Source organism: Tsukamurella sp. 1534 (assembly GCF_000312385.1).
GTDB lineage: Bacteria > Actinomycetota > Actinomycetes > Mycobacteriales > Mycobacteriaceae > Tsukamurella.
The window spans coordinates 1,782,685-1,804,706 of record NZ_HE997626.1; the positions used below are offsets into that span (position 1 = coordinate 1,782,685).

The 22,022-nt window shown below is 70.5% G+C and carries 22 protein-coding genes and 1 pseudogene; 4 read left to right on the forward strand and 19 right to left on the reverse strand.

The window, feature by feature from the left end; genetic code table 11:
* Positions 1–2: 2 nt before the first annotated feature.
* Positions 3–758: an IclR family transcriptional regulator gene (locus BN39_RS08660; protein ID WP_019201989.1), complete on the reverse strand. Its 756-nt coding sequence runs from the start codon at positions 756–758 to the stop codon at positions 3–5.
* A gap of 39 nt (positions 759–797) precedes the next feature.
* On the opposite strand from BN39_RS08660, the gene BN39_RS08665 reads away from it, so the two are divergent.
* Both BN39_RS08665 and dmpG read left to right on the forward strand, forming a co-directional pair.
* Positions 798–1,706 carry an acetaldehyde dehydrogenase (acetylating) gene (locus tag BN39_RS08665; RefSeq protein ID WP_019201990.1) on the forward strand — a complete coding sequence of 303 codons (909 nt, stop codon included), beginning with the start codon at positions 798–800 and terminating at the stop codon, positions 1,704–1,706.
* Complete coding sequence (dmpG, locus tag BN39_RS08670) at positions 1,703–2,752, forward strand: 4-hydroxy-2-oxovalerate aldolase (RefSeq protein WP_019201991.1); 1,050 nt, start codon at positions 1,703–1,705, stop codon at positions 2,750–2,752. The genes BN39_RS08665 and dmpG overlap by 4 nt, the downstream gene beginning before the upstream one ends.
* Positions 2,753–2,761: 9 nt before the next feature.
* Here the strand turns inward: dmpG and BN39_RS08675 are convergent, their stop codons facing one another.
* The 14 genes and pseudogenes from BN39_RS08675 to rfbB form a co-directional block, all read right to left on the reverse strand.
* Positions 2,762–3,307, reverse strand: a complete 546-nt coding sequence (locus BN39_RS08675) for a hypothetical protein (RefSeq protein ID WP_148281446.1) — start codon at positions 3,305–3,307, stop codon at positions 2,762–2,764.
* 61 nt (positions 3,308–3,368) lie between these two features.
* A complete protein-coding gene (locus tag BN39_RS08680; RefSeq protein ID WP_019201993.1) occupies positions 3,369–3,557 on the reverse strand; it encodes a ferredoxin in 189 nt (62 codons plus the stop codon).
* A 32-nt stretch (positions 3,558–3,589) separates the two neighbouring features.
* Entirely contained in the window at positions 3,590–4,375 is a 786-nt protein-coding gene (locus tag BN39_RS08685; protein WP_019201994.1) for a 2-keto-4-pentenoate hydratase, read from the reverse strand.
* A gap of 72 nt (positions 4,376–4,447) precedes the next feature.
* Positions 4,448–6,544, reverse strand: a complete 2,097-nt coding sequence (locus BN39_RS08690) for an acyl-CoA dehydrogenase (protein ID WP_019201995.1) — start codon at positions 6,542–6,544, stop codon at positions 4,448–4,450.
* Between the two features lie 22 nt (positions 6,545–6,566).
* Positions 6,567–7,634, reverse strand: a complete 1,068-nt coding sequence (locus tag BN39_RS08695; protein ID WP_019201996.1) for an MlaD family protein — start codon at positions 7,632–7,634, stop codon at positions 6,567–6,569.
* A complete protein-coding gene (locus BN39_RS08700; protein WP_081585965.1) occupies positions 7,631–8,656 on the reverse strand; it encodes an MlaD family protein in 1,026 nt (341 codons plus the stop codon). Before BN39_RS08700 ends, BN39_RS08695 begins: the two co-directional genes overlap by 4 nt.
* Positions 8,653–9,777 carry an MlaD family protein gene (locus BN39_RS22180; protein ID WP_019201998.1) on the reverse strand — a complete coding sequence of 375 codons (1,125 nt, stop codon included), beginning with the start codon at positions 9,775–9,777 and terminating at the stop codon, positions 8,653–8,655. The genes BN39_RS08700 and BN39_RS22180 overlap by 4 nt, the downstream gene beginning before the upstream one ends.
* The gene (locus tag BN39_RS08710) at positions 9,747–10,739 is read right to left on the reverse strand and encodes an MlaD family protein (RefSeq protein WP_019201999.1); all 993 of its coding nucleotides are present in this window, start codon (positions 10,737–10,739) and stop codon (positions 9,747–9,749) included. Before BN39_RS08710 ends, BN39_RS22180 begins: the two co-directional genes overlap by 31 nt.
* Complete coding sequence (locus tag BN39_RS08715) at positions 10,736–11,737, reverse strand: MlaD family protein (RefSeq protein ID WP_019202000.1); 1,002 nt, start codon at positions 11,735–11,737, stop codon at positions 10,736–10,738. The genes BN39_RS08710 and BN39_RS08715 overlap by 4 nt, the downstream gene beginning before the upstream one ends.
* A 1-nt stretch (position 11,738) precedes the next feature.
* Positions 11,739–12,773, reverse strand: coding sequence for an MlaD family protein (locus BN39_RS22185; protein WP_019202001.1), 1,035 nt, complete (start codon positions 12,771–12,773; stop codon positions 11,739–11,741).
* 4 nt (positions 12,774–12,777) lie between these two features.
* Positions 12,778–13,662: an ABC transporter permease gene (locus BN39_RS08725; protein WP_019202002.1), complete on the reverse strand. Its 885-nt coding sequence runs from the start codon at positions 13,660–13,662 to the stop codon at positions 12,778–12,780.
* Entirely contained in the window at positions 13,662–14,480 is an 819-nt protein-coding gene (locus BN39_RS08730) for an ABC transporter permease (RefSeq protein WP_019202003.1), read from the reverse strand. Before BN39_RS08730 ends, BN39_RS08725 begins: the two co-directional genes overlap by 1 nt.
* Positions 14,481–14,607: 127 nt before the next feature.
* A pseudogene (kstR, locus tag BN39_RS08735) lies at positions 14,608–15,238 on the reverse strand (cholesterol catabolism transcriptional regulator KstR).
* Between the two features lie 124 nt (positions 15,239–15,362).
* Positions 15,363–16,367, reverse strand: a complete 1,005-nt coding sequence (rfbB, locus tag BN39_RS08740) for a dTDP-glucose 4,6-dehydratase (RefSeq protein WP_040767083.1) — start codon at positions 16,365–16,367, stop codon at positions 15,363–15,365.
* Positions 16,368–16,410: 43 nt separating this feature from the next.
* Here rfbB and rfbA point away from each other — a divergent pair, with 43 nt between their 5' ends.
* Together rfbA and BN39_RS08750 are read left to right on the forward strand one after the other, a co-directional pair.
* Entirely contained in the window at positions 16,411–17,283 is an 873-nt protein-coding gene (gene rfbA, locus BN39_RS08745; protein WP_019202006.1) for a glucose-1-phosphate thymidylyltransferase RfbA, read from the forward strand.
* A complete protein-coding gene (locus tag BN39_RS08750; RefSeq protein ID WP_019202007.1) occupies positions 17,280–17,849 on the forward strand; it encodes a dTDP-4-dehydrorhamnose 3,5-epimerase family protein in 570 nt (189 codons plus the stop codon). Before rfbA ends, BN39_RS08750 begins: the two co-directional genes overlap by 4 nt.
* 7 nt (positions 17,850–17,856) lie before the next feature.
* Here the strand turns inward: BN39_RS08750 and BN39_RS08755 are convergent, their stop codons facing one another.
* From BN39_RS08755 to BN39_RS08770, 4 genes are all read right to left on the reverse strand, one after another.
* Positions 17,857–19,089, reverse strand: a complete 1,233-nt coding sequence (locus BN39_RS08755) for an RNA polymerase sigma factor (RefSeq protein WP_040767088.1) — start codon at positions 19,087–19,089, stop codon at positions 17,857–17,859.
* 174 nt (positions 19,090–19,263) lie between these two features.
* On the reverse strand, positions 19,264–19,620 hold the full coding sequence (locus tag BN39_RS08760; RefSeq protein WP_019202009.1) for a YciI family protein: 357 nt from the start codon (positions 19,618–19,620) through the stop codon (positions 19,264–19,266).
* A 132-nt stretch (positions 19,621–19,752) separates the two neighbouring features.
* Positions 19,753–21,129, reverse strand: a complete 1,377-nt coding sequence (locus tag BN39_RS08765; RefSeq protein ID WP_040767092.1) for a M1 family metallopeptidase — start codon at positions 21,127–21,129, stop codon at positions 19,753–19,755.
* A 31-nt stretch (positions 21,130–21,160) separates the two neighbouring features.
* Positions 21,161–22,000: a hypothetical protein gene (locus BN39_RS08770; RefSeq protein ID WP_019202011.1), complete on the reverse strand. Its 840-nt coding sequence runs from the start codon at positions 21,998–22,000 to the stop codon at positions 21,161–21,163.
* Positions 22,001–22,022 lie beyond the last annotated feature (22 nt).

Consider the following 22,022-nt stretch of genomic DNA (forward strand, 5'->3'; position numbering starts at 1 on the left):
GTTCAGAGTCCGGACCCCGCGACGCGGGAGAGGGTCAGGGCGGCGGCGCGGACCGCGGGGGCCACCCGTTCCGGGCGCATCCGGTTGCTCCAGCCCGCGACCGAGACGGCGGCGACGGGCGCACCGTCGGCGTCGAGGACCGGACATGCGACGCACACCGTTCCCCGCCCGGACTCCTCCCGCTCGTAGGCGACGCCGTCCACCCGGATGCGCTGCAGCTGGCGGCGCAGCAGCGCGGGCGAGGTGATCGTGCGGGTGCTCAACCGCGGCAGGCCCGCCGCCACGACGGCGTCCACCACCGCCCCGCCGGAGAACGCGAGGATGGCCTTGCCGACTCCGGTGGCGTGCGCCGGCATCCGCCCGCCCACGCGCGACGGCAGGTCGGGCGCGTCCGGGCCGGGGACCACGTCGAAGTACACGACCTCCGTCCCCTCCAGGCGCGCGAGGTGCACCGTGTTCCGGGTGCCGGAGCGCAGATCGGCCAGCACGGGCCGCGCCGCGTCCACCAGGTCCCGCTGGCCCGTCGCGAGCTGGCCGATCTCGAACAGCCGGAGACCGAGCCGCAGGGCGGTGCCGGAGCGCGCCAGCAGCCCGGCGTCGACGAGATTCCCGGCGAGGCGGTGCACGGTCGACTTGGGCAGCCCGGTGCGCCGCGCGAGCTCCGAGACGCCGAGCGCCCCGTCGCCGGGGCGGTACGCGGACAGCAGTGCCTCGACGCGCGCGACGACGGCACCGTCGTTCCGCTCAGCGGGACACATGCCTTGAGTATGCGGGCTCGCGAGGCGCATCGTCGAGGTATGACGGAGAAGGTGACGGCGGCCATCGTGGGCCCGGGCAACATCGGCACGGACCTGCTGGCCAAACTGCAGCGCAGCGAGCACGTGGACGTGCGGTACATGGTGGGCGTGGACCCGGAATCGGACGGCCTCAAGCGGGCCGCCGAGATGGGTCTGCAGACCTCGGCGGAGGGCGTGGACTGGCTTCTGGCGCAGCCCGACCCGCCGCAGCTGGTGTTCGAGGCGACGTCGGCGAAGGCGCACCGGGCCAACGCGCCGCGGTACGAGGCGGCCGGCATCGTGGCGGTCGACCTCACGCCGGCGGCCGTGGGGCCGCTCGCGTGCCCCGTCGTGAACCTGGAGTCCCAGCTCGACGTGCCGAACGTCAACATGATCACCTGCGGAGGGCAGGCGACGATCCCGATCGTGCACGCCGTCAGCCGGATCACGCCGGTGGACTACGCGGAGATCGTGGCGTCCGTGTCCTCCCGCTCCGCCGGACCGGGCACACGCGCGAACATCGACGAGTTCACCGAGACCACGGCCCGCGCGATCGAGGAGGTCGGCGGCGCAGCGAAGGGCAAGGCGATCATCATCATCAACCCGGTGGAACCGCCGATGATCATGCGCGACACCGTGTTCTGCGCGATCGACCCGGACGCCGACCGGGACGCGATCACGGCGTCCATCGAGCAGATGGTGCGGGACGTGCAGGTGTACGTCCCGGGGTACACGCTCAAGGCGCCGCCGCAGTACGACGAGCCGAGGCCGGGCTGGGAGGGCAAGGCGCGGGTCGCCGTGTTCCTGGAGGTGGCCGGCAACGGCGACTACCTGCCCACCTACGCGGGCAATCTGGACATCATGACGGCGGCCGCGGCGCGCGCCGGCGAGCTGCTGGCGCAGCGGATCCTGGCAGGAGTGAAGGCATGAGCGGCATCAACGGCGAACTCTGGAACGACCCGAACCGGGACGTGCGGATCGTGGACACCTCGCTGCGCGACGGCAGCCACGCGATGGCGCACCAGTTCACGGAGCAGAACGTCCGGGACACGGTGCGCGCCCTCGACGACGCGGGTGTCTCGCTCATCGAGGTGACCCACGGCGACGGCCTGGGCGGCTCCACCTTCAATTACGGCTTCTCCCTGGTCGACGAGCGCAAGCTGATCGCCGCCGCGGTCGACGAGGCGCAGCGGGCGAAGATCGCGGTGCTCATGCTGCCCGGCCTCGGCACCGTCGAGGACATCCGGGTGGCGGCCGACCTCGGGGCGGGCGCGCTGCGCATCGCCACGCACTGCACCGAGGCCGACGTCTCGATCCAGCACTTCGGCGCCGCACGCGAACTCGGCCTGGAGACCGTCGGCTTCCTCATGCTCTCGCACATGTCCACCCCGGAGGCCCTGGCGAAGCAGGCGCGGATCATGGCCGACGCCGGTTGCCAATGCGTGTACGTGGTGGACTCGGCCGGCGCCCTCATCCTCGAGGACGCCGCGGACCGCGTGGCCGCCCTCGTAGCCGAGCTGGGCGACGATGCGCAGGTGGGCTACCACGGGCACCAGAACCTCAGCTTCGGCGTGGCCAATTCGGTTCTCGCGTACCGCGCGGGGGCGAAGCAGATCGACGGCTCGCTCCTCGCGCTCGGCGCGGGCGCGGGCAACTCGCCGACCGAGATCCTGTCGGCGACGTTCGAGCGGCTGGGCGTGCGCACCGGCACGGACAAGGACGCGCTCATGGCCGCCGCGGAGGACGTGGTGAAGCCGTACATCACGCGGCTCCCGGTGATGGATCGCAGTTCGATCGTGCAGGGCTACGCCGGCGTGTACTCCAGCTTCCTGCTGCACGCCGAGCGCGCCGCGGAGCGCTACGGCGTTCCCGCGCACGAGATCCTCTACGAGTGCGGCCGCCGGGGCTACGTGGGCGGCCAGGAGGACATGATCATCGCGATCGCGGTGGAGATGTCCGCGGCGCAGAAGGTGTGAGCCCGCCCGTCACCAGAAGGTGGCGTAGCCGGTTCCGGAGGTGACGAGCAGGAACCCGTGCGGCCCGGTCGTGCAGACCAGCCGGGCCGCATCGGGCCGTCCGCACTCCGAGCCCTCGTTCCCGGTCTTCTGCCCGGCGCCGAGCTGGACGGTCTCGGGGCGCTGCCTCGGTGCGGTGCCCTCGAACCGGCCCGCCTGATAGCTCGCGGACATGGTGGCCATGGCCCCGTCCGGGGCGCTGCGCGGGACCATCCCGCAACCCGCGAGGCCGCCGTTCGGGCCGATCTCGCACTGGGCGTCGCCAATGCGGAAGAACGCCCTGCGGTAGTCGCTCATGTCGGGACTGCCCGAAGGGTCGATCTCGGGCAGCTGCTGCAGCTGCTGCACCGCCAGCCGCGCCTCGGGGGTGGGCGGCTCGGCGGCGCTCGCTCCACCGGGAACCGCGAGAGCGGTCAGGGACAGCGCTGCCGCGCCGCAGGTCAGGATTCGGGTGGTGGCGGCCATGAGGTTCCCTTCCTCGCCGGACGTGGACGCCGCGGTGTCATCACGACTCACCCGTACATCGCCGCTCGAGGACGGTCCGTTAGCCCCGTGACGTGCGGGGCCCGCCGCGTGCTCAGTCCGCCAGCAGGATGGCCTGGGTCGGGCACTGCGTGACCGCGTACTCGATGTCCTCGCGGTCCGCCTCGGTGAGTCCCTCGTCGGTGGCCTCGGCGAACCCCTCGTCGTTGACCTCGAACACGTCGGGGCGGATGCCCTCGCAGACGCCGAATCCGGTGCAGGCGTCGCCGATGGTGATCTTCATGTGCGTACTCTCCGTTCGCGGGATTCCAGTGGTCAGGGGGCCAGTACGGCGGTCACGGAGCCGAGCGGCCCCATGTCGGCGACGATGGTGTCGCCGGCCCGCACCGGCTCCGCGCGGGTCATCGATCCCGGCAGCACGACGTGACCGGGCTCGAGGGCTGTGCCCAGCGGCCCCACCGTGTTGGCCAGCCAGACGAGTGCGTTGATGGGGGAGCCGAGGACGGCCCCGCCGGCGCCGGTGCCCACCTGCTCGCCGCTGATCCGGAAGGTGCAGCCCACGGTGCGCAGGTCGACCGCGTCCAGCCGGGTGGGGCGGCTGCCCAGGACGACCCCGCCCGACGAGGCGTTGTCGGACACCGTGTCGACGATCGAGATGTTCCAGTCCTTGATCCGGGAGTCCACGACCTCGAGCGCGGGCACCACGTAGTCCACCGCCCGGATCGCGTCGGCGACCGTGACGCCCGGGCCGCGCAGCTCGCGCCCCAGGATGAACGCGATCTCCGGCTCGATCCGGGGCTGCATCCACGCCGAGGCGTCGATGGGGAGGTGCTCCAGGTGGAACATCGACGCCGTCAGGTGCCCGAAATCGGGCTCGAAGACGTTCATCTGGCGCTGCATCGCCAGCGAGGCCAGGCCCACCTTGTGGCCCTTCACCCTGTCGCCCGCGGCCTCCCAGCGGCGCACCTGCTCCTGCTGGATCCGGTACGCATCGGTGATGGTGGCCTGCGGGAACGTCTCGATCAGCGGATCGATCGGCTCGCCGGCGGCGTAGGCGCCGAGCAGGGCCTCGGCGGCAGCGGCGATCGCGGAGTCATCCATGTCGAGAATGGTAGAACACGTTCCAATTTCGCGGGAGGGTTTGCGCGCGCCTCCCTCGCGGATCGATCGCGATCAGTCGCGGGGCAGGCCCAGCACGCGCTCCGCGGCCACGTTCCGCAGGATCTGGCTGGTGCCGCCGGCGATCGACAGGCACCGCGTCAGGAGGGCCTCGTACTGCACGTCGACGGCATCACCGTCGGCGACGGCGCCCTCGGGGCCCAGGCGGACGAGCGCCGCCTCCGCGACCGCCTGACGGTGTCGCACTCCGATCAGCTTCCGGACGCTCGACACGGGGCCGGGGTCCCGTCCGTCGACGGCGAGCGCAGTGGCGCGGTCGTCCAGGGCCGCGCACGCGCACGCCTCGGCCACGAGGCCGCCGAGGGACTCGTCCGCGTCGTCGGCACCCGCGACGAGCGCCTCCAGGCGCGCACCGAGGGTGGCGCCGCCGCTCATCGCGACCCGCTCGTTGGCGAGAGTGGTGCGGGCGAGCCGCCAGCCGCGGTTCACCTCGCCGACCACGAGCTCGTCCGGCACGAAGACCCCGTTGAGGAAGACCTCGTTGAACCGCACATCGCCGGTGATCTCGCGCAGCGGCCGGATCTCGACGCCGGCGCTGCGCATGTCCACGAGGAAGTAGGTGATGCCCTTGTGCTTCGGCGCATCCGGATCGGTGCGGGCGAGGCAGATGGCCCAGTCGGCCTCGTGCGCGAGCGAGGTCCACACCTTCTGCCCGGTGAGCTCCCACCCGCCGTCCACGCGGGCCGCCTTGGTGCGCAGCGCCGCGAGGTCGGACCCCGCCTCGGGCTCGCTGAACAGCTGGCACCAGGTGATCTCGCCGCGCAGCGTGGGCCAGACGAAGCGCTCGCCCTGTTCGGGAGTGCCGTGCGCGAGAACGGTGGGCGCCGCCCACGCGCCGATCACCAGGTCCGGGCGATCGACGCCGGCACCGTGCAGCGCCGCGTCGATCTCCAGCTGTGCCGCGGCGTCCGCGTCCCTGCCGTACGGCGCGGGCCAGTGCGGCACGAGCATCCCCGAATCCGCCAGCGCCCGCCGCTGTTCCGCTCCGGGGAGCGCGGCGATCGCCGCTGCCTCGGCGCTCAGCTCCGCCGACGGCTCGGCGACGGCCACGGGTGTCCGGCGGGCACCGTCGCGGGCGATCCGGGCGGTCTCCGTCCGCCACCACGCCGAACCGCCGAGCACCTGGCGCAGTCCCAGTGCGCGGCGGAGGTACAGATGCGCGGGATGCTCCCACGTGAAACCGATCCCGCCGAGGACCTGGATCGCGTCCTGCGCGTTGAGCACCGCGGCGTCCAGGGTGCGGGCCGCCGCCGCGACCGCCGCGAACTCGGCGCCCGACGACGCCGCGTCGTACGCCAGCGCCACCGATTCCTCCGAGCGGCACAGCATGTCGGCGGCGATCTGCTTGATCGCCTGGAACGAGCCGATGGGCCTGCCGAATTGCACGCGGACCTTCGCGTACTCGACCGCGGTGTCGAGCGAGCGGGAGGCGATCCCCGCCGCCTCCGCGGCGGCCGCGGCGAGAGTCGCGGCGCGGACCGTCGCCGCCCCGATCCCGTTGACGCGGAACTCCTCCGGCGGTTCTCCGGTCAGCCGAACGCGGGCGAGCGGACGCGAGCGGTCCAGCGGCGGGAGGTCCTCGACGGCGATCGCCGGGTGGCCGGGCGGAAGCAGGTACCACCGATCCCCACCGGCCACCCCGACCAGGAGATGGGTGTCCCGGGCCGCGTCCGCGACGGTCGCGGCGGAACCGGAGGAGAGGGGGCCGGCGACCGCGGCGCGGAACGCGCCCTCGGCACCGTCGGTGAGCGCGGCCCGCACCACGGGCGTACGGTCCGCGGCGCCGAGCAGTCCCAGGACGGTGAGGGTCCCGACGACCGGGCCCGGAACCAGTGCCCGGGTGACGGATTCGATGGCGGTCGCCACGTCGGTCGCGGTGCCGCCGGCGCCGCCCAGTGCCTCGTCGACGCCGATCCCGAAGACGCCGAGCTCGGTCAGGCCCTTCCACGCCGCATCCACGGCGGCGGGATCGACGCGCGCGTCGGCATCCGGCTCGACGGCGCGCACCGCCGCGGACGGGTCGGTCCGGGCGGCCCAGTCGTCGATCGCCTCGGAGAGGGCGTGCTGAACGTCGGTGAGAGCGAAGGTCATCGTGGGTACTCCGTTGCGGGGATCAGCGGCCCGGTGTCGTCGACGAGGGGGACGCCGACGGAGACACGGGCGCGGACGGGGAGGGCTTGGCCGAGGACGGTTTCGGCGCGGCGGGCGAGGCACCCGGTGCCGGCGCGGGGCCGCCCTGCCCGTTCAGGTTCAGGGTGACTCCGTTGCGGCCGCGCACGGACGCCAGCGCCGTGTCGAGCAGCTGACCCGCGTTGATCGTGGACAGCGGCTCCGCGATCGCGCGGGCGGAGGGCAGCACCAGCTCGGAGAGGTACTTGACGCTGGGACCCGAGCCGTCCTCGAACTTCTGGATCACCTTGAACAGCTCCAGCATGCCGTTCTTGATCACGTTCGGGTAGTCGCCCTGGCTGATGTACGAGACCGAGTAGGGCGCCATCTCGCCATAGCCCTTGCCGAAGGTGCGCAGAGGCCCGGCGATGCTCATCAGGAGCGGGCCCACCTGATCGGCGCGCGGCGTGATCGAGTTGAACGAGCCGAGCAGGTCCTTGATGTCCGGCAGCTGCCGGAGGATCGAGGTGGCCGTGAGCACCGCGCCGGCGTCGATGACCGGGGCCACCTGCTCGCCCGCGGGGAGGGACTCCTCCGCGCGTCCCAGCAGGCGCTGCACGGTGCTGGGGTCGAGCTGCTTCATCAACCGCGACAACGAGGTCGAGAGCGCGCCCACCGTGGAATCGGCGGTGTCCACGACTCCCTTGACCCGGGCACCGTCGGCGAGTGCCGGACCCGTGCCGGGCAGGAGCGCGAGATAGGTCTCGCCGAGGCCGGAGAGGTTCTGGACCCGGATCGACGCGTCCTCGCTGATCCGCGTGCCCTTCGCGTACGCGAGCTCCAGTTCCACGCGGTCGGCGTTCACCGTCACGGCGCGCACGGTGCCCACGTCGACGCCGCGGTCCAGCACCCGCGAGCCCACCATGAGGCCGTTCGCGTCGGTCAGCTGGATGTACGCGGTCCTCTGGTCCGAGGGCGAGAGCCACTGCACGCCCTGGAATCCCAGTGCGATCACCGAGACCACCACCAGGGCGACGAGTCCGAGGGCCGATGCCACTCCCGAGCGCGTCATTTCGCCTGTCCGATCATGCGCAGGATCGCCGCGGTCCCGTCGGTGATGTTCTTCCCGTCGGGTCCGGTGACGGAGTCCACCTTGAGGGTCGGCTTCTTGAGGAAGGGAACGAGATTCGAGTTGACCAGCACCGATCCTCCGTGGATCGCGTCGCCGAGCGACACCATGTCCGCCGTGAGGAGCTCGAACAGGTCCGAGGACGAGTTCATCAGCGGGATCAGCCAGTAGCCCTGCTGCAGCATGCCGCCCACCGCGGGGAGCAGCACGCCGATGTTCGACATGAGCTTGCCCTGGTTCATCCAGTACTTCATGTTGTACGGCGACAAGGTGGTCTTGAAGTTGTTCTCCTGCTTGGCGAGCCGGTCCGCCATCTCCGAGGCCGAGTCCAACAGCCGGTTGGTCTCCGCGGTCGACGCGCCGAAGCCCTCCACGTCCTTCCCCAGCTGGGAGGTGAGCCGGTCGAACTCCTTGGTGTTCTTGGGCAGCGACGTGTTCAGCTTGGTGATGGTGCGGCTGATGTCCTGGACGGAGCCGCTGCCGAAGTAGTCGGCCAGCACGGTGAGCGTCCCCTCGACGGACCGCGGGGGGCTCGTCTGCGTCAGGGGGAGCACCGAACCGCCGCGCAGGTTCGACTGCGACGGTGTGCCGCCCGGGATCTCGAGGCGCACGTACGCCTCGCCGAGCAGGGTGTCCTGGAGCACCGCCGCGTGCACGTTGGCCGGGAGCTTGACCTTCTCGTCGATCCTCGACGACACCGTCACCGCGTCGTCGGCGAGCGCGACGCCCTTGACCCGGCCCACGGTCATACCGCCGAGCGTGATCTTCGAGCCGATCGGCAGGTTCAGGACGTCGGCGAACTTCATGTCCACCTGGTACTGGTCGCTCGTCGAGGCCGGGTTGCGCAGGTCCATGTTCGCGGGGCTGACGGAGCATCCGCCGAGGGCGATCAGTCCGAGCAGGGCGACCACCGTGACCATCGGCCGCGGCAGCCAGCGCATCGTCAGAGCGGGGGCCTTCATCATCGTCCTCCCTGCGCGAGTACGAGCTTGAGCAGGTCCACGTCGGCCACCTGGGCCTTCCCGCCGGCCACCTCGCAGGAGCCCGGCGATCGGTCGTTGAGTTTGCGGCACAGGCCGTTCGGGTCGGCGGACGCCACGCTGGTGGTGGGGACGCCGGCCACGGTGAGCGGCTGGTCACCGTCGCCGCGCGGCAGGAACGGCGCCACCATGGAACCGAACACGGGCAGCGTCTTGGCGAGCTGTTCGTTCGAGCGGACGCCGGATGCGGCCAGCCGGACCGCGTCGGAGGCGGCCTCCCCGCCGGGACGCAGGATGTGGCCGTAGCGCCGCATCAGGTCGTCGCCCACCAGGAAGAACACCGGCAGCGTCTGGAAGATCTCCTGCACCGCGGGGAACGTGACCCGGCCGTACTCCTCGAGCACCGGACCCACGTGCTGCAGCGTGAGCAGCAGCTGCCCCCACTGCTTGTCCATGTCCTGCATCAGCGGCCGTACGTTGCTGACCACCGTCGTGACATCGCCGAGGAACCCCGCGGGGTCACTCATCAGCGTCGAGAGATTGCTCAGCGACCGGTTCGCCTGCGGTGCGACACCGGGGCCGACCTGCTCGTCCAGCGTGGTCAGCAGCTTCCCCAGATCGGCTGAGGCCCCGCCCTCCGTGACGGCGTTGACCACGCGGGTCGCGGAGGCGGTGGTCTCCGAGATCGACTTGGGGGTCGCCGTCAGGTCGCGGCCGATGCAGGTCCCCGGTTGCAGGGTGGGGCCCGACGAGTAGTTGCCGACCAGTTCCAGGGTGCGGTCCGCGAGGATCGACACGGAACGGGTGACGGCCTTGACCGACGCCGGCAGCGTGCGGCCGGACACGTCGAACGTGACCTTCACGCCGTCGCCCTGCGGCTCCACCTTCGTGACCGAGCCGATCTTGACGCCCATCTGGGTCACGTCGTTATCGGGGTACAGGCCGATGCTGTCCGACAGGAACGCGCACATCGTGCCGCTCCCCGCCGCCTGGGCGGGAGCCGCAGTGGTGGCCATCAGGGTCGACGTGGCGAGCGCCGCCGCCATGCCGAGGGACAGGTACTTGTTCGCGCGCATCAGCAGCTCACCGTCGCCGTCGGGAAGCACAGCTTGCTGGCGAGCACCGTGTTCTCCGGGGCCGGCGTGCCGCGCTGCTCCAGGGTCGCCTGCATCGCGTCGATGCCCTTCTGCAGTTCGGAGATCATCTGGGGGATCGTCACGTTCGTGGTCTGCAAGGCCGATTCCATCTGGGAGAACGCCGATCCCAACGGCTCCCGGTACTTGTAGTACAGATCGAGGAAGGGCTTGATCTTGCCGAACATCCCCGCCAGCCCCTGGTACGCGACGCCGAAGTTCACGGCGGTCTGATCCAGGGTGACGATCGCCAGCGACGCCTTGCGGACCATGTTCATGATCGTCTCGCGCTCCTTGGCGAAGCTCTCGGCGTACTGGGTGCTCACGTTGATGATGCGGCCCACCTGGTTCCGCTGCTCGGTGAGCTGGCCGACCAGGGAGTTGACGCCCTCGACGATGTTCTCCACCGACCCGGGGTTCCCCTCCAGCCCCGCACTGAGCTCCTTGATCGAGCCCGCGAGCTGTGTGCGATCGAGCGGTGTCAGCTTGTCCGGCGCCTCCTGCAGCAGGTCGCCGATGGTGTACGGCAGGCTGACCCGTTCGCGTGGGATCGGCTTGTCCCCGAGGTCACTCCGCCCGGCGGACGAGAGCGCGACGTAGAAGCCGCCGGCCACCGTCAACATCCGGACCGCGACCGAGGTCTGGTCGCCGACGAACACCGAGTTCTCGACCCTGGCCACGACCTTGACGTCGTCCCGGCGCAGTTCGACCGAGCTGATGGTCCCGATCCGCACGCCCGCGGACCGCACCTCGTAGCCGGGCTTGATGAGCGCCGCGTCCGTGGTGGAGAACTCGATCTGCTTCTGCCCCGGCGGGCGGGCGTAGACGTACGCGAGGACCGCGGCGATCGCGAGGGCGATCGCGACCGCGATCGCGCCGATCTTGGTCGAGCGGCTGATGAGTGACCGCCAGGGCGGCCTTCCGGTGAAGATCATTTCGCGCACACCGTCACATTCGTTCCGCCGATCAGAACCGTCGTCGACTCGGGCAGCTTCGCCTCGCCCTTGCTGCAGGAACCCTGGGGCGGCGCGCCGAGAAGTGCGGCGACGCCGGTGAACAGGCCGGGCAGCTGGCGCATCGCGGCGATCGCCTCGTTGGGATCGCGGACCGCCGTGTGGAACAGCTTCTCGACGTCGAGCTCCTTCGAGAGGCCGAGCGCGGTGAGCACCCGGTTGGTGGCGGCACCGAAGCCGGGGCCGTACGTCGCGGTGCGCCGGAACTCCTCGAGGTTCTGGAGCACCTTGGTCAGCAGCAGATCGAAGTTCGTGATGAACTCCACGACCTGCGGCGAGTAGTCGTTGATCATGTTGGCCACGCGGGTCACGTTGTCGATCAGCGTCTTGATGACCGCCTGCCGGTCCGCCAGGTTCGCGGTGACCCTGTCGATGGACGCGAAGGTCTGCTTGGCCGTGGTGTCGTCGCCCTGCAACAGCCCCAACAGGTTCCGGGTCAGCTCGTTGACGTCTTCGGGACTCAGAGTGCGCAGCACCGGGGCGAGGCCGTTGAACAGGTTGGTGATGTCGAACGACGGGGTCGTCTGGGAGACGGGGACCTTCGACGTCCTGGTGCCCTGGGCGCCCGAGCCGGGCTGAACCTCGATGAAGCGCTCGCCCGTGAGGTTGCGGTACTTCACCGCCAGGCGGGTACTCGTGGTGACGGGATGCGTCTTCTGCGAGGTGAATCCGACGACGGCGTCGTTGCCGCTGGCTCCCTTGCGCACCTCGACCGAGGTGACCTTCCCGATGAGGACGCCGCGCAGGCGGACGTCGCTGCCCGTGCGCAGGCCCGAGGCGTCGGAGAAGGACGCCTCGTAGCTCGAGGTCTCGCCACCCGCGGGATTACGCAGCGCCGCGAAGATCCCGGCACCGATGAGCACGGTGATCGCGAGCGCGACGGCGAGGGTGATGGTGGCGCGTCGGTACGAGTGGTGCATATCAGCGTCCTCCCTGGTCGATCACCGACGCGGCGGCGGGGAAGCGGTCGACGACGACGTTCGTGCGCAGGGCGGTCCCCTGGGGCACGGTGACGAAGGAACGGTTCAGCCCGGTGATCAGCGGCACCACCTGGCGCGGCACGCTCACGGTCCGCATGACCTTCGTCGTGCTGTCCATGATCACCCGCAGCATGACCGTTCCCGGCTTGAAATCGGCCTCGTGCGAACCGAACATGTCGGCCAGCGGGGTGAAGAAGCCGGTGCCGAGGAGCGTGGTCGTGGCGTCCACCTTGTCGTAGTTGTTGACGGTGTAGTCGAGCGTGCCCGCGGCTTCGCCGCCCTTGATCTGCGGGATGAACCAGCCCTCGAACGCCGCCTCGACGACCCCGGGCGCACCGTCGAGCGTCTTGCGGACGTTGCGCTGCGTGGTCTCGATCGGGACGGGGGAGCTCAGCGCGTTCTGCTGCTCGACCGCGAACGCGACCTGGAGCAGCGGCGTCACGGCCTGGGTGTACTTCGTGGCCTTGCGGGTCACGTCGATCAGCTTGGGCGTGATGACGCCGGACACGGAATCGGAGCTGCGGGTCAGCAGGTCCGAGATGGTGTCCGAGCTGTACGCCGGTCGCAGCACGGAGCCGGAACGCAGCTCGCCGCCGCCGGAGCCGGGCAGGAGCGCCATCTCCGTGATGCCGAAGTAGTTGCCGGGCTGGTACCGCACCGAGAACGCGTCCGTGAGGCCGGCCACGCTGGTCGGGTCGAGCCGTACGCCGACCCGGACGTCGCCGGGGTCGGGCGTGTCCACCGACCGCACCTCGCCGACCGGTACACCGCGCAGCGTGACCTTGGTGCCGGCCTTGACGCCCGGCCCGATGTCACCGGCGGAGATGGTGAGGGAGAGCTTCCCGTCGTCGGAGTCGCGCCCCGACACGACAACCAGGACGAGTACCGCGAGGAGCGCCACCACGACGGCGACGGCCCCCACGGTGAGGAAGATCTTCTGCTGGCGTTGGGGTGTTCCCCCCAGGAGTTCGTACACGCGCCTACCCCCGGAAGATGATCGTCGGGGTCAGGCCCCACATGGTGATGGTCAGGATGAAGTCGAGGGTGAGCACGGAGACGAGGCTCGCGCGCACCGCGCGCCCGCTCGCCAGGCCGACGCCCTCGGGGCCGCCCTTGGCGTAGAAGCCGTAGTAGCAGTGGATGATCGTCACCGCCGCGCAGAACACGACCGCCTTCACCGTCGACGACAGGATGTCGGTGGGGCTGAGGAACTGCTCGAAGTAGTGGTTGTACGTGCCGAGCGCCTGGCCGTGGAACACCACCACGATGAGCTTGCAGGTGAGGAACGCCAGCAGCAGCGTCAGCAGGTAGGCGGGGATGACGACCACGATCCCGGCGATGAGGCGTGTGCTCACCACGTAGGGGATCGAGCGGATGCCGAGGGCCTCGATCGCGTCGATCTCCTCCGCGATGCGCATCGAGCCGATCTGCGCGGTCATGCGGCAGCCCGCCTGCGCCGCGAAGCCGATGCCCGCGGAGATGGGGATCATCTCGCGGATGTTCGCGAGTCCGCCGATGACGCCCGTCAGCGGCCCGAAGCCGATGAGGTTCAGGCCCGCGTAGGCCTCGATCGCGACGGCAGCGCCGCTCGCCGCGCCGAGGATGACCATCATGGCCACCACGCCGCCGTCGACGATCACGGAACCACGGCCCCACGCCAGTGTCTTGAGGACCCGGGACGTCTCGCCCCGGTACTTCATGACCGCCACGGGGATGAGGTAGATCGACTGGGCCAGGAAGACCACGGCCTCGCCGATCTTCGCGATCGCGGAGGTGGGCCGGCTCGGCTGGTGGGTGGTCGGCTCCTTGGCGGGGGTCTGCGGCGCGGGCGCCCCGCCCCCGGGAGTCGTGGTCGGAGTCGCCATCACGCCACCTGACTCGGGAAGAACATGGTCTCGATCTGCGTGAGACCGAGGAACGCGAGGAAGATCAGGGTGATCGACAGCACCACCGACGAGTTCACGCCGTCGGCGACGCCGCGCGGGCCGCCCGAGGCCTCGAGGCCGCGCAGGCCGGCCACCAGTCCCACGATCACCGCGCCGGTCTCGGCCTTGAGCACGGCGAACACGAGATCGGCCGGGGCCGAGAACGCGCCGAAGGAGGACCAGAAGCCGCCCGAGCTGAGCCCGAACTGGGAGACCGACACCGCGAGCGCCACCAGCATCGCGACGGCCACGATGGCGATGAGCAGCATCGGGGCGATCAGGATCAGGGCCAGCATGCGCGGCGCGATGAGCCGGGCGATCGGATCGACGCCCATGACCTGCATGGCCTGCAGTTCTTCGCGCACGGTGCGCGAGCCGAGGTCGGCGGCGATGGCGGACGCGCACACGCCGCCCAGAAGGACGCCGGTCGCCAGGGGAGCGCCCTGCCGGATGATGCCGATGCCCGAGGCCGCGCCGACCAGCGAGTTCGCGCCGACCGTGTCCACCAGGGCGCCGACCTGCACCGAGACGACGGCGCCGAACGGGATCGCCACCAGGATCGCGGGGAGCGTCGTGACGCGGAGCAGGGTGACCGCCTGCGAGACCGTCTCGCCCACCGCGAAGTTGCGGCGGACGACGCCGCGGAACGTCCACGTCACGATCTGCTGCGCCAGCAGGACCGAGCGGCCGACCGTCGAGAGACTCTTCGTGAAGATCGCGGCGAATTGGTACAGCCGGTACAGCAACGCGGCCCTCATGCCACGCCTCCGAACGCCAACATCGCGGTCCTTTCCTCAGGTGCGAAAGGAGCGTAACAAGCGCGCGGCAAAACTAGTACGTGTTTCAGTCCTTTACCCAGTGACCTGGGCGTATGGGGGGTCTTTCTCAGTCTTTTATCAGGAGATCGACCGCGACTGAGAGGCGCTTCTGCACTTCCGACGCCGATGCGCGGTGCGTCACCCACGCGACGAGGTTCGCCATCCACACGTCCGCGATCAGGTGGAACGTGTCGCGCTGGCGCTCGTCCGGATCGGTGATCCCGAGCGCGTGCGCGAACATCCCCTCGAGGAGCCGGCCCACCCGCTCGACCTCGGCCGCGGCGGTGGCGTCGGCGAACATGAACGCGCGGACCATGGCCTCCGTGAGCAGCGGCGCGCGCTGCAGGGCCTGGGTGTTCCGGTCCAGGACGAACATCAGGCGCTCGGCCGACGTGTCCCCCGGGGATCTGCGCCTTGCCGATCCGCTCGCCCGCCCGCTCGAACTGGCTGACGAGCCCGGCCACCAGCAGGTGGACCTTCGACGGGAAGTACCGGTACAGGGTGCCCAGCGCGACGTCCGCCTTCTTGGCCACCGCGCGCATCTGCACCGCGTCGTACCCGCCCTTACGCGCGAGCGCCAGCGTCGCGTCGATGATGCGCTTTCGCCGCTCCCTCTGGCCCGCGGTGTCCAGATCATCGCGGGAGGGTGCTGCGGCCGGCGCTGCCGTGGCGGCGGCGGGGGTGCCTTGGGGCGGCATGGATGTCACCTCTGATCAATCGTTTCGTCGTGGCTCCCCGATCGGGGCGAGCCGCTTTGCTTGCGAATAATTGAAACAGGTTTTCGTGCCGTACCTGTGGTTTCCGCGTACCTCCCGACGAAGATCACACATCCGATGCCTCGCGCCGGGCGTACGCGGACTCCACTCCGGCCTTGCCCGGGCTCCACCACGACGGGTTGTCCCGGTACCAGTTCACGGTGTCCGCGAGGCCCTGTGCGAAGTCCGCCCGCGCGGGCTCCCAGCCCAGGTCGCGGCGGATCCGGGTCGCGTCGATCGCGTACCGCAGATCGTGACCAGCGCGGTCGGGGACCGCGTCGAAATCGTCGGCCGGACGCCCCATCGCCTCCAGGATCATCCCGAGCACCTCCCGGTTGGACCGTTCACCGTCGGCCCCGATGAGATACGTCTCGCCGATCGCGCCCCGGTCGAGGATCGCCCACACGGCGTCGTTGTGGTCGTCCACGTGGATCCAGTCGCGCACGTTCAGGCCCGCGCCGTAGAGCTTGGGCCGGGCGCCGCTGAGCACGTTGGTGATCTGCCGCGGGATGAACTTCTCCACGTGCTGGTACGGCCCGTAGTTGTTCGAGCAGTTCGAGATCGTGGCCCGCACCCCGAAGCTGCGCACCCACGCGCGCACCAGGTGATCGGAGGAGGCCTTGGACGCCGAGTACGGGCTCGACGGCCGGTACGGGGTGTCCTCGGTGAACCGTTCGGGCGTGTCGAGCGGTAGGTCGCCGAACACCTCGTCGGTCGAGATGTGGTGCAGCCGTACGTCGTGCCGGCGCACGGCGTCGAGGAGCACCGCTGTCCCGCGGATGTTGGTGTCCAGGAACGGCCAGGGATCGTTGAGCGAATTGTCGTTGTGGGTGTCCGCCGCGAAGTTCACCACCGCGTCGGCACCCGCGATCACCTCGTCCACCACCGCGGGATCCGTGATCGAGCCCTTGACGAAGTCGATCCGGTCGCGCACCTCGTCGAGCGACGACTCGTTCGCGGCGTAGGTGAGCGAGTCCAGCACCGTCACCCGCACGTCGGGACGGGTGTCGACGGTGCGCCGGACGAAGTTCGCCCCGATGAATCCGGCGCCGCCGGTGACAACGATGTGCATGTGCATACGATAACTCCCCCGGGTGTCGCGATATCGTGTGCGCATGCGAGGGATCATCCTGGCCGGAGGCACCGGCAGCCGGCTGCACCCGATCACCGTCGGGGTCAGCAAGCAACTGTTGCCGGTCTACGACAAGCCGATGATCTACTACCCGCTCTCCACCCTCATGCTCGCCGGGATCCGCGAGATCCTCGTGGTCACCACGCCCGGCGACGCGGATCAGTTCCACCGGCTGCTCGGCGACGGTTCGCAGTTCGGGGTGCGGATCGATTACGCGGTGCAGCCGCGGCCCGAGGGGCTCGCGCAGGCGTTCGTCCTGGGTGCGGAGTTCATCGGCGATCAGACTGTGGCGCTCGTCCTGGGCGACAACATCTTCTACGGCCCGGGCCTCGGCAGCCAGCTCCGCCGCTTCGACGGACTGGACGGCGGCGCCGTGTTCGCCTACCGCGTCGCCGATCCGCGGGCCTACGGGGTGATCGAGTTCGACGATGCCGGGCGCGCAGTGGGATTCGAGGAGAAGCCGGAGCGCCCCCGCTCGCCGTACGCGGTGCCCGGTCTCTACTTCTACGACCCGTCGGTGGTCGACGTGGCCCGGTCCATCCGGCCGTCGGCGCGGGGCGAGTACGAGATCACCGACGTCAACCTGCACTACCTCCGCGAGGGCCGGCTCACCGTGGACGTGCTGCCGCGCGGCACCGCCTGGCTGGACACCGGGACGTTCGACGCGCTGTCCGACGCCACCGGATACGTGCGCGCCGTGGAACAGCGGCAGGGAACGAAGATCGGTGCGCCCGAGGAGGTCGCGTGGCGCTGCGGCTTCATCGACGACGCGCGGCTCGCCGAGCACGCCGACCGGCTCGCCAAATCCGGGTACGGGACGTACCTGCGGGGCCTGCTCGAGGAGGGGGACCGATGACCGTGCGAGCCCTGCCCATCGCCGGCGCGTTCGTCCTCGACCCGATCGTGCGGCCGGACTCCCGCGGCGAATTCTTCGAGCTGTTCAAATCGTCCGCGTTCCGCGAGGCGACGGGCCACGAACTGGTGGTCGCGCAGACCAACGTCTCGGTCAATCACCGCGGCGCGCTCCGTGGAATCCATTACGCGGACGTGCCTCCCGGGCAGGCCAAGCTCGTGGCCTGCCTCAGCGGCGCCGTGCTCGACGTGATCGTGGACCTCCGCGTCGGTTCCCCCACGTTCGGGGCGGTGGAGACGGTGCGGATCGACTCCACCGCCCACCGCACGGCGTACCTCGCGGAAGGACTCGGGCACGGATTCTGCGCGCTCACCGACGACACCGTCGTCGCGTATCACGTCTCCTCCGAGTACAACCCGACCGGGGAGCACGGGATCGACCCGCTCGATCCGGAGCTCGCGGTGCCGTGGCCCGCCGAGGTCGCCCCGATCCTGTCCGAGAAGGACACGGCGGCACCGTCGTTGGCGGAGGCCCTGGCCGCGGGCAAACTGCCGGCCTGGCGCGGCTGACGACGACTCAGCCTCCGCACTCCCGGGCCCGTCGCTCCAGCAGCGCGCGCTCACCGTCGTTGCGGGTGCGGCGCGCCGCCTCCCGGAACTGGTGCGCCGCTTCGTCGTTCCTTCCGGCGCGGGCGAACAGGTCTCCGCGCACGCCGGGCACCAACGGGGAATCGGCGAGGTCGGCCGGCGGAATCGCGTCGAGCACGGCCAACCCCGAGGCGGGGCCGTACGCGCGGCCGTGCGCCACGGCCCGGTTCACCTCCACGACGGGGCCCGGCGCCGCCTCCGCCAGTGCGTCGTAGAGCCGAGCGACGGCCTGCCAGTCCGTTTCCGCGGCGGTCTCCGCCAGCGCGTGCCGCGACGCGATCGCAGCCTGGAGGAAGTACTTCCCCACCGGAACGCCACGGACGGCGAGCATTTCGGCTCGCCGCAGCGCGGTCGTCCCGCGGCGGATCGCCAAGCGGTCCCAGCGTGCGCGATCCTGGTCCTCGAGGAGGACGGGGGCCCCGTCCTCGCCGGTGCGCGCGTCGAGCCGTGAACCCTGGAACTCCAGGAGTGCGTGGAGGCCGTGGGCCTCCGGTTCACCGGGTGCGAGGTCCGCCAGCATCCGTGCCAGCCGGATCGCCTCGCGCGCGAGATCGGGCCGCGCCCAGTCGTCGCCGGACGTGGCCGCGTAGCCCTCGTTGAAGATCAGGTAGATCACGGCCATCACGTCGTCCAGGCGCCGCACCCGCTCCTCGCCGGTGGGGAGCTCGAACTCGGCGCGGGCGGTGGTCAGTGTCTTCTTCGCGCGGGAGATGCGCTGCCCCATGGTCGATTCGGACACCAGGAAGCCGCGGGCGATCTCCGTGGTGGTGAGCCCGCCCACGACGCGCAGCGTCAGCGCCGCCCGCGATTCGGGGGTGAGGGACGGGTGGCAGGACAGGAAGATCAGGCGGAGCGCATCGTCTTCGATGTAGTCGACCTGCTCGTCGAGGTCGGGCATACCGTCGTCCTCCCGCAGCCCGCGCCCGATCTCCTCGGTCTTGCGGCGGAGGGTCTCGGCGCGGCGGATCTGGTCGATCCCGCGACGTTTCGCGGTGGTCATCAGCCAGGCGGCCGGGTTGCCGGGAACCCCGGTCGCCGGCCACTGTTCGAGCGCGGCGACGAGGGCGTCCTGCGCCAGGTCCTCCGCGAGCGTGATGTCACGGGTCATCCGGGTGAGAGCGCCCACGAGGCGGCCCGACTCGGCCCGCCACGTGGCGGTGATCGCTTCGGGTGTGTCCGACCCGGTCGCTCCGCTCCCGGCGTGCGGAGTCGAATTCGACCCGGTCGCTCCGCTCCCGGCGTGCGGAGTCGAATTCGACCCGGTCGCTCCGCTCCCGGCGTCGGCGGTGGTCCCTGCTGGCACGAGGTCCAGCGTAAGGGGACCACCGCCGCGGCGTCAGTCGTCCGCCGGTGTCGGCGGCTCGTCCGAGACCTGGCGCAGGGTGGCGACCATGTTCAACTCGGGCCAGTGGGTGGCGTGCAGCTGCGCGAACTCCTCCTGCGCGGCCACCGCCTCCTCGACGGTGTCGTACTCGAGCAGCGACCAGCCGCCGACGACCTCCTTGGCCTCGGCGTACGGGCCGTCGACCCGGGTGATGTCGCCCTTGCGGACCACGTAGTTGACGGCGTCCTCGGTGCCGAAGAGGCCACCGCCGTCGATGAAGTGGCCCTTGGCGGCCTGCTCTCCGATGTAGACGTCCATCGCGTCGAACAGCGCCTTCGGCGGCGTTCCGACGGCGGGTCCCTCTTCCATACGAACGAATCCCAGGAAACGTGGCATGTCGATCAGTCCTTTACGTAGATGGTGAACAACTGTCTCGCACCTACGTCGAATGCGGGGGACGGTCTTCGACACGACCCCGAAGAATTTTCTCCGAGGTCGCCGTCAGTTCGCCGTCAGCACCGGAAGAGGCGGCAGCGGGGCGTCGTAGAGCCAGCTCTGCCAGAGGTGTCGGAGCGGTTCGGGGCTGTGCTTGGCGGCCAGCGTCACGAACGCGTCCGTCGTGACGGACTCGTGCGCGTACTCCGAGGTCCACTCGTGCAGCAGGGTGAAGAAGGCCGGGTCGCCGATCGCCGCGCGCAGCGCGTGCAGGGTGAGCGCGCCGCGCTTGTACACGCGGTCGTCGAACATCAGCTGCGGTCCGGGATCGCCGACGATGATGTCCGCCCGGGACGCGGCGAGCTTGCCGTAGTAGCGCTCGGCCATCTGCTGGGTGGTGGCCTCGCCGCACTCCTGCGCCCACATCCACTCCGAGTAGCAGGCGAAACCCTCGTGCAGCCAGATGTCCTTCCACCGCGTGAGCGTGAGGGAGTTGCCGAACCACTGGTGCGCCAGCTCGTGCGCGACGAGTCGCTCCGCGTCGCGCGTGCCGTCGCAGTGGTTGGCGCCGAAGATCGACACCGTCTGCGCCTCGACGGGGATCTCCAGGGTGTCGTCCGTGACGACCACGGTGTACTCCGGGAACGGGTACGGGCCGAACCAGCGGGTGAAGGCGCGCATGATGCGCTCCTGGTTGCCGAAGCTGCCCTGGAAATGGCGGGCCAGGCGGGGCGGCAGGGCTGCCCGGATCGGCACCGGCTTCTCCGCGACCTTCACCAGCTCGTAGGCGCCGATCTGGATGGTGGCGAGGTAGCTGGCCATGGGCGCCGCCTGCTCGTAGACCCAGGTGGTGTGGCCGGCCGCGACCTTGCGCGAGGTCAGTACGCCGTTGGAGACCACGCGGTACGGCGAATCCGTGGTGATCTGGATGCGGTAGGAGGCCTTCGACGCCGGATGGTCGTCACAGGGGAACCACGAGGGTGCACCGCTCGGCTGGGACGCCACGATGACGCCCTCGGTCAGCTCCTCCCAGCCGACCTCGCCCCAGGTGGAGCGGATCGGGCGGGGCGTCCCGGCGTAGCGGATCGCGACGGTCATCGCGGCGCCGGCCGGGACCTCGGCCGCGAGGGTGATGTCCAGCTTCCCGCCGCGGTGGGAGAAGCGTTGCGGGCGTCGGCCGTTCACCGACACCTTCGCCGGGTTCAGCGAGTCCGAGAGATCGAGCGAGAACCGCTTGAGGGGCTCGGACGCGGTCGCGGTGATCGTGGCCCTGCCCTCGAGCCGGTTGCTGGGAACCTTGTAGTCGAGCTCCAGGTCGTACCGCGAAATCCGGTAGCCGGGGTTCCCGTGGCCGGGGATGTACGGATCCACCGCGCGGGCGTGCTGGGGATTGGGTGCGGCACCGAGCTTCGGCCTCGCCGACTTGCGCACCACGAATCGCACCTGCCTCTCGCTCTGGGGTCGGGTGATCACCTTACCGGCGGGCTCGCCTCGTCGTCGCACGGCGACCCCGCCGCGTCGTGATCGCCGGGGAATCGGGCGCGCGCTCGGCCGCGGCGGCCCGATCGCCCACGGGCGGCGAGGAGAACACGATCGCCGCCCCGATCAACAGGATCGCGGCGGCGACGAGGACCGTGATCACTGCGGTGGACACACCGGGCTCGGCGGCGAACGCCCATCCCGCCGGTGCGGGGGAGCCCTGGTCGGTGAGGTCCCGATAGCGCTGTCCCGCCGCGCCGATCGCGAACGCCTCCACGGCGACGCAGGCGGTAGCCAGGGGGACGAGCGCCGTCACGGCGCGGGTGGCGATGCGCTTCCTGGCCCGGGGCTCGTCCGCGGGGTCGAGCTCGGCCCGGCCCCGGCATTCGCCCACGATGACCAGCGTGAGCAGCAGGCCGCCCGCGAAGCACGCGTAGAACACCCACGCGATGCCGGCGAACGGGAACCGTCCGCCGTCGGTCACCTCGGTCCGCTCGAGGAACGGGTCGGTGAAGAAGAGCGGTGCCGCGAGCGCGGGCACCGAGATCACGACGGCCAGGGCGAGGATCCATCGCGGTACGAGGTCCCGGAGCGGGCCGTGCGCTGTCGGCCCGCTCGGGCACGCCGTCGCCGGGAGCGCGAGCGCGATGAGGAACAGCAGCGGCGAGCACAGGAAGACGACGAACAGGCCGTTCTCGGCCGCCTCCTCCGCGTCGCGGGGGAGGAGGTCGAGAACGATGCTCAGCGGCCCGATCCCGGCGCACGCGACCGTGACGGCGGTGGCCAGCCGGACGTTCCTCGTGACCCTGGCCGTGAAATCCGCCGGCTCGAACACCCGAGACCCCCACTCATCGTGA

Bases quoted from the DNA above. Each gene is read 5' to 3' on its own strand.
- BN39_RS08660 (WP_019201989.1), bottom strand. From the start codon at position 758: ATGTGTCCCGCTGAGCGGAACGACGGTGCCGTCGTCGCGCGCGTCGAG.
- BN39_RS08665 (WP_019201990.1), top strand. From the start codon at position 798: ATGACGGAGAAGGTGACGGCGGCCATCGTGGGCCCGGGCAACATCGGC.
- dmpG (WP_019201991.1), top strand. From the start codon at position 1,703: ATGAGCGGCATCAACGGCGAACTCTGGAACGACCCGAACCGGGACGTG.
- BN39_RS08680 (WP_019201993.1), bottom strand. From the start codon at position 3,557: ATGAAGATCACCATCGGCGACGCCTGCACCGGATTCGGCGTCTGCGAG.
- BN39_RS08685 (WP_019201994.1), bottom strand. From the start codon at position 4,375: ATGGATGACTCCGCGATCGCCGCTGCCGCCGAGGCCCTGCTCGGCGCC.
- BN39_RS08690 (WP_019201995.1), bottom strand. From the start codon at position 6,544: ATGACCTTCGCTCTCACCGACGTTCAGCACGCCCTCTCCGAGGCGATC.
- BN39_RS08695 (WP_019201996.1), bottom strand. From the start codon at position 7,634: ATGACGCGCTCGGGAGTGGCATCGGCCCTCGGACTCGTCGCCCTGGTG.
- BN39_RS08700 (WP_081585965.1), bottom strand. From the start codon at position 8,656: ATGATGAAGGCCCCCGCTCTGACGATGCGCTGGCTGCCGCGGCCGATG.
- BN39_RS08710 (WP_019201999.1), bottom strand. From the start codon at position 10,739: ATGATCTTCACCGGAAGGCCGCCCTGGCGGTCACTCATCAGCCGCTCG.
- BN39_RS08715 (WP_019202000.1), bottom strand. From the start codon at position 11,737: ATGCACCACTCGTACCGACGCGCCACCATCACCCTCGCCGTCGCGCTC.
- BN39_RS08725 (WP_019202002.1), bottom strand. From the start codon at position 13,662: ATGGCGACTCCGACCACGACTCCCGGGGGCGGGGCGCCCGCGCCGCAG.
- BN39_RS08730 (WP_019202003.1), bottom strand. From the start codon at position 14,480: ATGAGGGCCGCGTTGCTGTACCGGCTGTACCAATTCGCCGCGATCTTC.
- rfbB (WP_040767083.1), bottom strand. From the start codon at position 16,367: ATGCACATCGTTGTCACCGGCGGCGCCGGATTCATCGGGGCGAACTTC.
- rfbA (WP_019202006.1), top strand. From the start codon at position 16,411: ATGCGAGGGATCATCCTGGCCGGAGGCACCGGCAGCCGGCTGCACCCG.
- BN39_RS08750 (WP_019202007.1), top strand. From the start codon at position 17,280: ATGACCGTGCGAGCCCTGCCCATCGCCGGCGCGTTCGTCCTCGACCCG.
- BN39_RS08760 (WP_019202009.1), bottom strand. From the start codon at position 19,620: ATGGAAGAGGGACCCGCCGTCGGAACGCCGCCGAAGGCGCTGTTCGAC.